Origin of the sequence: Sulfidibacter corallicola (genome assembly GCF_017498545.1) — a bacterium.
In the GTDB taxonomy this organism is placed as follows: Bacteria; Acidobacteriota; Holophagae; order Acanthopleuribacterales; family Acanthopleuribacteraceae; genus Sulfidibacter; species Sulfidibacter corallicola.
This window is the reverse complement of record NZ_CP071793.1, coordinates 7125309-7139950: the sequence shown is the minus strand read 5'-3', so window position 1 is coordinate 7139950 and position 14642 is coordinate 7125309. Positions and strand designations below refer to the sequence as shown.

Genomic DNA, 14642 nt, shown 5'->3' with positions numbered 1-14642 from the left:
CTTGGTTACACATTCACCCGGAGTGCAACCTCAACTCCCTTTTCGAGAAACCACCCCAATCAGCTTTTCAAGATAACTTTACTTTCGCCTATTCACAGGATGTAAAAAACCACCCTATCATCACCCGAAACCCCAACAACTTTTGTATGATTTTCTTGTGAGGTATGTCCCATGTGCATCAAGCGATTGATCCTGTTTGCAGTCCTCCCGTTCGGACTCTGTTTTTCGGCTTTCGCCCAGGAAACGCTTGCCATCGCGCTCGACGAGATCGCCCGCTTTCGGCCCGAAGCCGATGCCACGATTTCCGGCACGGTTGCCCCCGTCGACGCCACGCTTTCGCTTGATGGCGCCGCCCTCACCCTCGATCCTGCCGGCCGCTTCAGCCAGCCGGTCACCCTCTTTGAAGGGCGCAACACCTTCGACCTCACCGCGACCGCGCCCAACCAGGAACCCGCCCGGCAGCAGATCGTCCTGTTCCGCGACACCCAGCCACCCAAAATCTCGATTTCCGCCCCGCTCCCCGAGACGTACACCAACGCCCCCACGATGACCGTCTCCGGCCGGGCCATCGACCTTCTGGCCGAATCACTGGCCCTCACCCGCGATGGCACCCCCGTTTCTCACCAGCACGGGGTCTTCATCGACCGTGACCTGCCGCTGACGCCAGGAACCAATACCTTTACCTATGTCGCCATCGACGAGGCCGGCAACGCGATCAGTCATCCCCTGGCTGTCCACCACAAGACCATCCCGCCGGACGCCTCCCTGAGCCTCCCGGACGCGGTGGCCGCCCGCAGTTCCTTCTCCGTCGACTTGGCTTTCGACCCCGCCGACCAGGTAGTGGGCTGGGATCTATATCTAGACGAAACCCTGGTCCACCAAGGCCGCGACGACACCGACTTCTCCGCCGATTTCGAAGATGATGGCAGCCGAGAAAGCCATTTGGTCCGCTTGACGGTCCGCGACCGCTTTGGGAACCGCGCACACTTTGAACGCACCATTGCAGTAGCCCATCCGCAGTATGTCTTCGGGACGGTCCTCGACGACGCCACCAGTTATCCCATCCCCGACCTGCCCGTGCAATTGATGACGGGCTCCGGCGGCTCGTCCGTCATCGTCACGACCGATGCCCTCGGTCGCTTTCAAGCGTTTCTCTCCGGCTCGCCCATCCTAGCCCGCGTCGATGCCCCCGAGTGGTTGCCGCTCGCCCGGGTCCGCTTTTCCGAACCGGGCCAGGGCACCCGTTTCTTCGACTTGCGCTTGACCCGCCGGAACGAACCGGTCTCCACCCAGCAGCCCTTCGAAGACGTCGGGCTCCATCTGACGCTTTCTGGATTCAGCGGCACGGCGCGCATCACCCCCTTCGAAGCCCAGGCGCTACCAGCCTTGTTGCCGCTGGGCTACGCGCCGTTGGGCGGCTTCGAACTGACCGAGATGACCGGCCAGGGCACCCTTCAAGCCCGCTTCTCTCAATTACCCAGCACCCTGCCACCCAATAGTGATGTTTGGTTGCTCAAGCTCGACCCAAGCCAATTTGGTGTCCCCCAGGCCAAGGCCTTCGCACCACGCGCCAAAAAAGGCGTTGCTTCCCTTGCCCCCAAACAGCAGAGGGTCACTACCCAAATCCACCCCGCCTACAACCTGGACCAACGTTTCAAAGCGGAGCCGCCCAGCCCTGCCTGGACCACCACCGCTCGGCTAGCCACGCAAGGGTCCCGACTCGACGCCGTTTGGACCCAAGCCGGCTCTGGACTCTACTTGGCGGTCTACCGCGATCCTCGTTTGGGAGAACCCGTACCGGCAATCGGTGATTCCTTGATCTGGGACACGACCGAATTCATCACATTCCGCGAGGGACTGGACCTTTCCCTTTCCCCCAAAAGGGTCTCCATCCTCGACGAACCCCAAACCCGCGTCACCTTCCATTCCTCCGGCGTCCCGACGGGCTCGGCTCTGGGCGTAATTCGCTGTCGGGAAGTGCACCGCTTCATTGGTGGCGAGTCCCTTCTGCCGGACTACGACCTCGACCTGTTGGCCTACCACTACGGCCATTTCGACGACGGGAAACCCGTGGTCACTGGTTCCCTGCGACTACGTGCCCATAGCTCTATCGAGCGGGGCCACACCACCTCTGCCTCCATTTTCATGAATCCGCTCCCCGTTACTTCGGAGCGGCCCAGCTTCAGCTACGCTTCGGTTCATGATTTGGGGCGGTTGATTCTTGATTTTGGACCGACACCCGAGGCGCCACGGGCCATTCAAGTCCAACTCAATGAGCGCCTGATCCCGCCCCTGATCGGCGGCGCCACCCATGCTCTGGGGTTCACGCTCCACACGAGCCAGGCCCTTGCCACCGCGCCCACGCTCCGGTATTCCGGTCCCGATGCCGTGTCCCTGATCCTCCTGCGGCGGCGAGACGCCCAGACGTGGGTCTACGCGGGCCGACTCCGGCAGGAGGAAGGGGTTTGGGTCAACGACCCCGCCCAGACCGACCTCCACGATAGTGGCGGTTTCGCGCTGGTCGCCCTCGATTTCCCGATCACTGAGCTGCGCGGCCACGTTTCCGATGGGGGGGCGCCGGTGGGCGACGTGGTCGTGTGCACGGATCGCCACCCTTGGGTGGGCCTCTCCGTCACGGCCGCGGGAGCTGCAAACGATCCGCAGCTCCAACCCACCAAAAAGCCGCGAGCCAAAACTCCGAGCCCTTTTAGAACCTATGGCTTTTCCAAATATGCACCCGAGCATCCCGGCTTCGGTGCAGCGGGCAAGCCGACGCCGAAAGTTGCCTTTTTCGCGGCAGCACCCGACGCAACCCCCGGCAGTTTCCGCTTTTTCCTGCCGCAGTGGCCCCATGCCCAGACCATTAACGCAATCGATCCTGCCACGGGGCGCGTCGCGGAAGACTCGTTCGACGATACCAGCACCGAGGACCTCCACACGGGTGTGCAACTTGTGCTCGGCCCCCCCGATTTTCGGCTTTTGTCCCATAGCCCGGCCCATCACCAAGCCCATGTGGCACGCGATGCCACGATATCTCTGACTTTTTCGCACCCCTTGCGCTATGGGGACGCCCAGTGGCCCGGCATCATCGTGCTGCGTGCGCCGAACAACGAGCCCGTCCCGCTCCATGTCCGCGAAAGCGAGGACTTTCTGTCGGTGACCCTGAGACCTCGGTCCCCACTCGCCGATGACACCGAGTACCGACTCGAGATCAGCACCCAACTGCGTAATCGTCAAGATGTCCACTTGCGCCAAGCCACCAGCTTCTCGTTCCAAACCGCGAATCGGGCAGTTGCGGGGTCGCTTTCCCTGCAACGCTTCACGCTTGTGGCAGACGGCGACCAGCTCTCGCTTCAGGCGCCGGCCGACGCCTACCCGGCCGGCACGGAGTTGCGGCTGGTCAACCTCGAAACGGCGTGGTCCTTCACCGAAGCCCTGACCGCCGGCGGCTATCAACGCGTCCTTCAGGGGGACTTGGGCGATCGCTTCCAGTTGGTGGCCACTACACCTTCCGGCAAGGTCGCCCGTCTTGAATTGGACACCGTCCGAACCGGACCCAACCAGTACATGCTTGGTGCGCAGCCGTTCCAGTTCGCCTTGAATGCGCAGATCCGGGTGCACATCGATGCCGTCGTGCACGGCATCGGGCGCGAGGTCGCGTTCCGTGCCACGGACCCGGCAACCCTTCTGAACCGTCTCAACACCCTCCCGATCCCCAGTGCAGTAGCCAACGGCACCGTGGCTCAGGCTCTGGAAGTGGAAGCGGTGGATGGCGGCCCCTTGCCCCGCTTGAATGGAAGACTCTCCTTCACACTGAGCCCCGAAGCCTTGGCCGATCCCAACCTCGCCCTGTTCGCCGTGGGTCCCGATATCGCCGTGCCACTCGATCCCCACCAACCGGAGATTCGGGAAACGCGGCCGACGATGGCCGTGATGGATTGGGGTGCGATCGTCGGCGGCACCTTCGAGCGCGGCCAAACCGCGCCTGCAGCCAAGCGGAACCGCCAAGCCAAGCGGTTCAGCGGGTTGATCCTGACCTTTGGTTTGGGCCTGTCCGGGGCCACCCGCATGGCCTTCGCGCTTTATGCTGGCGGTCCGCTCCTGCCAATTACTACCCGATCCCTGCGCCAAGATGTGCGGGAGGCGACCCAAGAAAACTACGGGAACCTGTTTTGGGTCGAAGGCGAGCCGGACTGGTACCAACGCGAGCGCTTCATGGACGGCGACACCGCCTTCTACCCCATTCAAAGCGCCTATGTGTATCGTCTCCGTACGCAAGGCGAAGCGCGTTACTTCGATTACCTGGGTGCCACTGGTACCGATGGCAGTGCCGTCCTGGCTGCGGAGGTCGGCATTCGGCTGCCCGCCCTCTACGCGCTCGACCCGGCGACGGGTCAGTTCTCGCCCATGCGCCTTTCCGGCGCCGGGATCTTCTCGGTCCACGAGGGGCTTCTGCCTTGGCCGGAGGAAGGCGACACCCGCAGCCAGGCCCGCGTACGCATCGACTGGGAGGTCGTGGAAGAAGATGACGAAGGGAACCTCGTGGTGGCTGACCGCGAGACCCAGATCTTTCAGCGTACGGGTGCATTGCACCTCGGAGGGGCCGAAAACCCCACGCCCACCCGTCACCTGCGCGCCATCGTCAAAGCCGACCGCCCGCTGGATCGCGTTGAATTGAGATTGGAGAACCGGACCACCGCCACGGAATTCAAGCCGACCGAGTTGCCCATTCAGATCCCGGTCATCATTGGCCCCGCCGACCTAACGGGGAACCTCCATCTCAAGGCAGCGTTCCGCGTGTTCGACCAAGGCTCCGCTGAAGGTCAGGACTTCGTCCACCACCTGTTTCTCAAACGCGGTGAGGACGGTGGCTCGATTGCCAACGTGGCGCCGATGGTCCTTTCCAGCCAACCCTACGATGGGGAAACCGATATCCTGGTCGCCGAACCGATGTACCTGGAGTTCAGCGAACCCGTTTCGGGGATCAGCGCCGAAACCGTGGTCGTCTCACCGCAGGGGGGCGACCCGGTCACGATGGTGTTCACCGACGGCCGTGGGATCCCAATCGACGCGGACGATTTCCTCACCGAGCTGGTCATGTACCCGGCCGGAAGTCTGAAATTCGCGACCGGGTACCAACTGGACGTGAACGGGTTGGTTGACCGCGATGGCGACCGGCTGACCCAGTATGACCTTCGCGGCGAGGCGCAGCCCTTTTTCCGCGCTCGGTTCCGCACCTTGGATGCCCGTAGCAACCAGGTGACCAGCCGGACCACCGCCGACCACGTCTACACTGCATACCGCAACATCGTGGTCCATGCCTACCCGGCCCCTGGCGCGGAGGCGAGTCAATACCGCGTCGACTTGATCAACACCCATGGGATCGGTGCGGCGGGGGCAAACGACAATGAGACCAGCGGGCAAACTGCGCTGATCAGCTCAGCTACGTTTCGCGCGCCTGGATTCCACTTCGCCGACGTGGCCCTGTTCCCACCCCGATCGTTGGAAGCCCTAACGGGGCAAGAAGTGTTGGGTGTCGAACGCGGCAACCGGGAACGGCTCAAACGCCTTCCGGACGGCACCCTGATTGTGGTCAAGTTCAATTCGCCGTTTCAGGTGACCTCGCTGCTCCACATGCTGAAGGCTCAGGGCGGGAAACTGGTGAAGCTCGGTCAGGTGCGGGCCCGCCAATGGATTAAGGAAGGCGCCGTGGATGCCATCGGGCCTTACTTGATCACGGGGTGGTTGGATATCCAGGCTGCCGGTCCCTTGGGGTTCACCGAAGTGCGCGATCTCCGACCCTTCCTCACCCAGGTCGCTGCCGAGGCGGCTCTGGCACCACAAGGGGTGGCGCCGGACAGGTTCCAGTATCTCTGGGACCAAAACCAACCGGTGGCGCGCTACCTGAACCCGTCGGGGATCGGTGAGGTCGCCGGGTTCCGACACCGCGCCCGCGAGGGCTTCGAACTGGCCTTTGCCACCATGGCCTACGCCTATCCCGGTGCCCACCGGATCGACACCCAGGCCAACGATTTGGTGGTCCCGGTCGCCCAGCACTGGGATCCGCGTGCGCTTCTGCGCACGGTCTTCCCGCCCGTTCAGGATGTGGCCACGCCAGAAGGGGCACCGGGCCGACGGGCATTGGGCCGAATGCGGGTCGGGATAGCCGAGAACTTTGCCTTCATCGAACGCACCGAGTCGGGGCTGGCCGCACGGAACCGGGACGTTGCGGTCTACGGCGAGCACAGCGCCACGCGGGGCGGGTTCGTCTATCTCCACGATCTTCCCGAAACGCCGCTGCTCGACGAAGTCACCAAGCCTCGTTTTACCCTCGTCTTTCCCAATGGGATGATCGATCTGGCAGTGGATCGCGACCACGGTTTGCTTGCCGTGACCACCAAGAACGGGAGCGGTCAAGTGATCGCCGTCTGCGATCTCCGGGTGCTGTTCCAGCACATCCTCGAAACCGGCGCGGAACAGCACGTGGTTACCGATCCTGCCGAGGACGCGCTGTTTTTGGCCACCATTGTTGGCCAGGGAGGCGGGGCGCCGATCGCCAACAACCTGTTCCTGCATGATGGCGCCTTGTTTTACAGCAGCAGCGATCAAAGCTTGCAGCGCTTGCCCTTGCGGGTCGTCGATTATCGCAGCTTCGGCTGGCTGGCCTACGACCTGGCCCAATGGCAGACCGGCGAAGTGCCCACGGACGACAACGGCAACCGGCGCAACCAGCCGCGCTTCTTCCTGACCCACCAACCCTATGCGGTCCTGTATGCCACGGACCTCGACCTCAGTGAGGGCGGCGGCATGCCGCAACTGACCTTCACCACCGAGGTGGGCAGCTACGAAGTGGAGCTCTTCCCCAAGGAAACTCTGGAATTGACCTTCGAGGTGGAAGGCGGCGCGGGATGGTCGAAGACCTTCACCAGCGCCCAAATCGAGACCAACCGCATGGTCGGCTTCCACACGGGGGCCCTGGCCGAGTACCTCCAGACCCAGGCGCGAGCCCTTCGCGAGCACGGCTTCCTCGCGGGGAAGGTCCACTGGAAAGTCACCCGCACGGGTCAGATTCGTGCCCAGAAATCGACAGCCTTTCTGATCGCTTGGCGACCTCCGGCCACGCGCTACCGCGACCCCTACCGGACCGAATCGGGGCTTGACCTGGTGGCCGGTGCTCCAGACCTGTTCCAACAGGATCTGGTGCTAAGTGCTCGGGACCCGAGGGTGGATCTGTCACTGACGCGGGTCCACGCCCGCGACTACGCGTTTAGCCCGGGGGCGTACGGGGTCGGCATGCTCGATGGCACCCGGCTCTACCAGGCCATGCCTGCTTGGTGGCGGCCCGGCACGTTGCCGCAAACCCAGGCCGCGCTGGCTCAGGCCGACGTTCACGCCCGCCTGATTCTGGAGCAGCCGGGTCGGTTCCAGGTGGAAGCCGACGTCACGGATGAAGGGAAAACCGCGCGACTGCGGCACGACCCCCTCAGCAGTCTGCGCCGCCCAAAGGCAGAAGATCCCTGGGTCCTGATCCACGACGGCAATCTCGCGTTCACCTTGTTTAGCCGTTTCGATTGGCCGGAGTACACGCAGGTGCTGGCCGACCTCAACACGGGATTCCGGGAAGACGACGAACAGGGCAACGGATTGCGCCTGCCGCTGATGCGACCCGGCTTCTTGGGCGAGGCGCCGGCCCCGCTGTTCACCGAGACCTTGCTCGAGTCCCGGCAGGACCGGCCCTGGCGCAACCGGATGTGGGCCACCGCGAAGGAACGGTATCCCGAAACGCTCCACGACTTGCCCAACGACGGCGGTGGCGAACGACGCGTAAAGCGAATCTACCTCTCCGACGGGGCCGGGACGCGGATCGCGACGCAGCGGGTGCCCAGCCTGTCGGCGACCGCGGTCTACGGTTATGACGGCTCGGGCTACCTGACCCAGGTTTCGTTGAAAGAGGACGGCAACCCCGAGCCCCGAAATGTGCAGCTCACCTGGAGCCCGCCCTTGGCGCAGGTGGGCCGGTTCGCCTTGAAACGGCTGGAACGCATCGAGGCGTCGGGTGTGGCGGACCCGGTGGTGTACGAAGCGGTCTATGGCCAAGCGGACAGCCTGACGGTGAGCGAAGTTGGCGATGGGGCGGCCCGCCGTCAGATCACGCGGGAGCTGGACGCCGCGGGACGCGTGACGTCGGCCATCCTGGCCCAAGTCGATGCGGTGCCTGCCTACACGGTGACCTTCGGCGAGACCGAAGGCGCCTGGCTTAGCAGCGGTTACAGCTTTCAAGGCGAGGAGAGCCGAGCCTTCTCGCTCACGTGGGCGCGTCGGGCCCTCACCCCGCTGGAAGGATTGGCGGGGGCTGTTGCGGGCTTCGATTGGTTCCTCACGGGCAACAGCATGCGGGACCAGACCTTCGACTACGATGCCCAGGGCCGCATGACCCACCACGAAATCGACGGCGGAACCTGGCAGTGGACGTGGCATAACGCACCTGAATTTGCGCGGGAAATCGCAAGCCAAACCAACCCGCTGAACCACACGTTGGTGCGCGAGGTCGACCCGAAAACGGTGACGCTCAGGGATGCGGACGGAACGGCCTCGGTGGTGACCCAGATCAGCGCAAGTGGCGTCCCGCTCCAGACGACGGGCCTGCTCGGTTTGGTTTCCGGATCGACGGGGTCCCATCACTACCGACCCATCAACGGGGATGTCCATTTCAGGTCGCCGAGCACGTTGACGCTTCGGTTGCCAGGAACCGATCAGGACCTAGCGACCACCAAGGTCAATGCGTTCGGCGAAGCGCAATCGACCAACCGCCTCGGCAAGCACACGACCATCACTCGAGACGCCTTGGGGCGGCCCACCCAGATCGAGCGGACGGACCTCGGTCACACGGTCACCTATGATTACGCCGTGGTGGGAAATCATCGCCAAATGGTGGTCACGGAAGCGGGGACCGATATCAAGACGACCACCCGGCTGGACACCATGGGCCGAATCGTTTCGCAAACCCGAACCGCACCGGGGGTGGATGAGGAACAGCGTTCCTTCCATTACGATGCGCTCAGTCGGTTACGATCGATCCACGACGAGTTCGACGAGCTGGTGAGCTACACGTACTACGGCGACACCGATCACATCCTCACGGTCGACGACCGGATTCGTCGGACAGAGTACGAGGTCGCGCCCGTGGACGGCAAAGGCATCACGGTTGCGGGGGCGACGGTCACTCTGCAAGGCCAACCTGGCCCTCCGATCCACCTGAAGACCGACGTCCTGGGCCGGGTCGAGGAGACCACCATGCCGCACGTGGGCAAGGTGAAACTGAGTTACGACCTCTTCGGCAGGGTCACCGGAATCGCTAAAGCGGATGGCGGCGATACGGATCAGCCTTCCACAAAACGCGAGGATCCGGCAGCGGGTAAGGCACCGGTTATCGAGGTTATGTATGATGGCGCCAACAAGCGAGTCACCGTTGCCGATGGGTTCCAGGAGACCACCAGCACCCTGAGCTACACCGACACGGCCGGGCTCGCCCAGTCCTTCGTGGAGGAGGACGGTGGCTTGGCCGAATCCTTGGCTTTCATCCGCACAGTTTCGCTGCATGAGAACCGACTGGTGATCGAACAACAGGATCAGAACCGAACCCTTGTCGATCGCTACGCGCTGGACGGGTACGGCAACCTGGCCGCGGTGGATGTCGGGTTTTCGGGCATGCTGGTCGACAGCTACCACGTCACGGGTGCGCCCGAGATCGTGAGGGTGTTTGATCGCAGCAGCGGGACCCCCGTTGAAGTGGGCTCCCAAAGCTATCAATTCGATAGCTTGGGCCGCATCGAAGGTGGGACCACGCTGGACGACCTCCCTTGGCGCGCCGGCTACGACACTCGGAGTCGCATGGCGTCCATGACGGATACGCGTGGCCTGACCCTGTCCTACGCCTATGACGACCGCACCGATTTGGTGTCGACCGTTCAAGCGACCGGGGCACCCTACCGCGGCGAAGACGGAGCGGCCACCTTGTTCCAACGGGACGCCGGCACTTCGGTGCTGAACACGGAATCCGGTTCCTGGCTGGGGGACCGCACCCAAACCGCCCTGTCCTGGGACGCGACCACCGGCACCACCGCGACCACCCGGAAGGGCTTCCGCGCCGCGGTCACCGAAGATCCGATCAAAAGCGAAGTGACCGAGGTGCAGGATTACCTGTACAACCGTTACGGCGTTGAGTGGGAGGCATTTGGCCGGAAGGTCACCATCCAAGAACCGAACTGCGAAGACCACACGTTGCAGTTCGACGCCTACGGCGAGCCCACGCAGGTCCAGCGCAACGGGAAACCCGTGCGGCGGATCACCCGGGACGGCGCGGGTCGCGTCACCCAGGTCGAGAGACCGGGCCGTGTTTTGAAGTGGAAATACAACCAAACCAGTGACCTGCTGGAAAGCATCGTCGGCGGCACCGAGGCCGTCACCTTCAGCGACTGGAGCCAGGGAAGGCCGGGTCAGATCGACGTGGGCCAGGGGCGCTTGATCATCGATGCCACCTACCACAAGGGAGGAGAACCCGCCCAGGTCACCTACCGGCCCAAAGGCGGCCTGCCCACCGAAATGCAGTTCAACCCGCAAGGTGATCTGGTGTGCCTGCGGCGGGGAAATCGGCCCGCGAGCCATTACACCTATAATGCGTGGGGTGCGGTGGAGACGCTTCGCGTCGGCGCCGGCCCGATCCTGGACGTATTCCAGCAAGGGCGGGAGTTGCTGAACCTGCCAGGTGCGGTTCAGGTCCAAGTGGACGCGCAAGGCCGCCTCAGTGAGGTGCATCATCCCGGGCTTCAGGTCAAAACCTATAGCTACGACGCCAACGGGCGCTTGAAGGACGTCCAGATCGGCGGTCAGCCCCTGCGGCAGCACACCTATCAGGGCATCTTTCTCAACACCATTCGTGATGCGCAACAGGATGATGTGTGGGGCTTTGATTATACGGGAGACCAGGGGTGCCGGCTCCAGAAGCTGACCCGCAATGACGAGCCCTGGCAGAGTTGGACATATCTTCCCCCAAGTAGCGGTGTCAATGGAGAATCTCAAAGTGGCTCGGGGAGTAGCGGAGGCAGTGGAGATAGCTCCTCCCAAGATGCCGGAGCCACGGATGGCGACCCCACGGTATATTTCGACCGGGTCCATCGTGCGACGGACCCCAACGGCGTGACCATCACCTACGGTTACGATCCCTACGGCCACGTCAACGCCCTCGCCGTCGCCGCGCCCGATGGATCGGAAACGCATGATTTCAGTTACCTGTACGACGAACATGGGAACCAGATGCGGGTCACGATGGAGGGGTTGAGCGTCGGGTTCGAGGATTGGTCACAGGGCATGCCGGGTCGAATGATCTGGGGGGACGGCACCGAATTCACGATCACCCGGACGGAAGACGGTCACTTCGACACGATACGAACGAACAACGGTGCCTACGTTTTGGACTTGGACTGGGCATCCCGAGACCTGAGTGAGGCGTGCCCCGCGCCGGGCACGGCTGGTCCACCGGACAGCGTGATTACTCAGGTGACGCGACGCGCTCCGGGTTTGGAAGAAGTGTGGACGCCGACCTACAGCGCTGACCTGAGCTTGACCGGTGTGCGCATCGACCGCACCAGCAGCCTGGGCACGGATGTGATCGAAGAGCGATACGGCGATTCGGGGAACGGCGTGGCGAAAAACAAGCTCCTGGCGGGCTTGACCCGCGTCCTGAACGGCACGGTGTTGGTCCAAGAGGCGTTTTGTCTGGACGGCACGGCGGACGAGCGCAGAATCAGCGAAGTGCGCCGCCACGCGACCTGTGCCACCGAGGATGGCGAGGACGACGGAGCCGATGGCGGCACCCCGCCGCCGGCCCCGGAAGTCGACATCTACGCCTATGACCCCGCCTTGGGCCACCTGACCCAGGTCCATAAATCCAATGGCGACGTGATGACCTACGGCTGGGATGGGTTCCGGAGACTGATCGAACGCGACAAGAACGGCACAGCCCAGGAGCGCTTCGAATACGACATCCAGCATCGCCGGGTCCAGGCCGCTGTGCCAGGGGTGGGTCAACACCTGGTCTTCGCTTGGCACGGAAGCAGAGTCATCGCGATCGGAGAAAGGTCGGGGGCTTCATTCAACTGGACCCATGCCATCGGCTACGGTCCCTTTGGACCCGTCTTTCTCCGCGATTTAAGCGGCGAAACGGACTATTACATCCTTACCGATCATTTGGGCACGCCCTTCGCCTACAAGAAAGCGGATGGCGACGAGGTGTACTTCACGCCATACAGCCCATGGGGCGAGCTGTTGGCCACGAAGCCAGGCGATGAAGGCAAGCCCGGTCAGATCCCCAACAAGGGCTTCCATCTCCCGCCGGGTGCCGGCTTCCGCACGGTTTCAATGGGAATTGGCGGGCATTTGATCGACCACGACAGCGGTTTGGTCAACATGCACCATCGTTTCTACGATCCGAGATTGGGCCATTTCCTCAACCCAGATTACCGAATCCCCGACCTCTACGACCCCAGCACGGTCAAGGAGCCGTATGCCTATGCAGCAGGCAATCCGGTTTTGTACTGGGATCCTGATGGTCTATACGCGCGTTCTATTCATGGCTATTTCACATATTTAACGGCATTGGCAGCAGGGTTATCAGAAGATCGGGCTCGAGAGATCGCTTTTTTTACTTGGGGTCCTGATGCAACAGAGAGCTTAAACGCGATTGGAGCAATAAAGTTAAATGCTTCCCATGGCGATCTCGCAAGCCTTCACTCTATTATCGATGTGCAGCAACTTCATGTAATTTACCCTTCGAAGCAATCTATTGGGATGATGAGAGGACACGCCGCTAAGGCTCTTCAAAATCTAAATCTACCCGAATTAAACCGACTTTTACAATGGGAAACAACGTACAGGCAGCGTTATGGAGGGACCGGAAGTCAGACTTACAAGGCATACCTTAGCGAAGATCAGCTTTTTGGAATGATCAGTCACTATTTCCAAGATAGCTACTCTCATACTGACTCTTCAATGGTAGATGATCCCGCGCATAGTTACTCAGTCGATGTTGTTGATTTACCGTACTGGTCAGGGTACGCTCTTCAAGGAATGACACAGAAAGAAATCAAAAGCCTTCTGAAACCCAATAGAAAGGTTCAAGTTCCATATAAGACATTCACGTCTCCATTTGGTCACTTTCATCCCGAAATGAACAAAGTTTCACACGAATCACATCATGAACTTGGTGCTGAGGAAGATGATCCATTTCTAAAGCCAAAAGTTTTTCAAGAAATGGCAAGCACTTACTATGACTTAATGGTTCAGTTTGCAAAAAAGACTCCAGGCTCTACGCCTAGGGTATCTAAATCAGAGTTTATGGGTTTTGTTCACTTAATCTCTCAGACAACCGGAAAATCTGCAAGTAGTAGAGATGCCAATCGCCACAAAACTATTCAAAACATTATTCGCAATATGGGAGATTCTGATCTTCAAGATGTTACACTAAACTTCCTTCCTGGAGATGGTTCGTTCCTAGATTTGATTGAATTGTTGGAGAACGCCCCATCTCAAAGAAGAGTTGATGTGCGAGTCCAAACACATGGAGGGTTCCCTCGAAAATGAAAATGCTTAATAGGAATCACCGAGCAATTTACAAGATAAAAGGTATTCACTTTATTGGAATACTCTTTGTTTCTTTTTTTGGTTGTAGCCGTAGCGATACTGAGTTTGTTCGCTGTGTAGGGTTTCGTGTAGATCAGAATTCGACAACCCAAATCGTGGAGAGAATTCAGTATAAGGAGGAGAAATACTTTTTTTCTCCTGAAGGGAAGAAGGTTTTTTCGAAATACAAAAGATCAAGATATGAGTTGGTTTCTGGAGATAAAAGTACTCATATGAGCTTCCTCAACCAAGAGTATCCATGTGTATTTATCCCATTTGACAATTCTAAACTTTGGATTGCTGTCAGATTTGAAAAAACACATAATTTTAAATTGGAATACAACCCTGATCCAGAAAAGCCGGTTGAGATTATGATCTTCAAACCTCTTGATGGTATACTGAAAAAAATTAAAATAGAGACTGAATCCCCTTTGTTCCCAAGAGGCAGTCAAACACTATGGTATTTCGATAAAAAAAATAATGAAGTTAAAAAGCTATCTGTTGATGGCAACGGGAAATTAAAAATCGAAACATCAAAAACAAACGAAAGAGACAAATACACAAAAGCAATAAATATCGAACGTGATTTTCTTTCCTCGACTTCGTTTTTCAATTTAGACGATGTCATAAATTCCGAAAACCAAATAGAGCACGAACAAGAAATGCGCAGTGGTAGGATTTGGTATTCCGGCGAGGAGGGCCATATATTGCTTGACAAGACATCTCCTCAGATAGGGAAAGAAGTGAGCAGATTTTTGTTTTTTGAGAAAAGTAACTCTAAAAAATGTTCAAATGAAATCGATACCCAGATAATTCTTCCGTTTTTAATTACCAAAGACCAAAATCGCATTTGGTATTTAGAATCAATTTCAAACCGATTCGGAGAGACAAATTCATTAAAGTCCGTGCCTCTTGGAGAATGCATGTAAAGCCAGACGCGTTCCCTTTCAGACGCGCGTCTGGCT

The 14642-nt window shown here is 59.8% G+C and carries 2 protein-coding genes; both read left to right on the top strand.

From position 1 onward, the window contains the following. Positions 1 to 171: 171 nt before the first annotated feature. Positions 172 to 13638 carry an Ig-like domain-containing protein gene (locus tag J3U87_RS22210; protein ID WP_237377963.1) on the top strand — a complete coding sequence of 4489 codons (13467 nt, stop codon included), beginning with the start codon at positions 172 to 174 and terminating at the stop codon, positions 13636 to 13638. After that, the gene (locus J3U87_RS22205) at positions 13635 to 14606 is read left to right on the top strand and encodes a hypothetical protein (protein WP_237377962.1); all 972 of its coding nucleotides are present in this window, start codon (positions 13635 to 13637) and stop codon (positions 14604 to 14606) included. The genes J3U87_RS22210 and J3U87_RS22205 overlap by 4 nt, the downstream gene beginning before the upstream one ends. Positions 14607 to 14642: the final 36 nt, after the last annotated feature.

Bases quoted from the DNA above. Each gene is read 5' to 3' on its own strand.
- J3U87_RS22210 (WP_237377963.1), top strand. From the start codon at position 172: ATGTGCATCAAGCGATTGATCCTGTTTGCAGTCCTCCCGTTCGGACTC.
- J3U87_RS22205 (WP_237377962.1), top strand. From the start codon at position 13,635: ATGAAAATGCTTAATAGGAATCACCGAGCAATTTACAAGATAAAAGGT.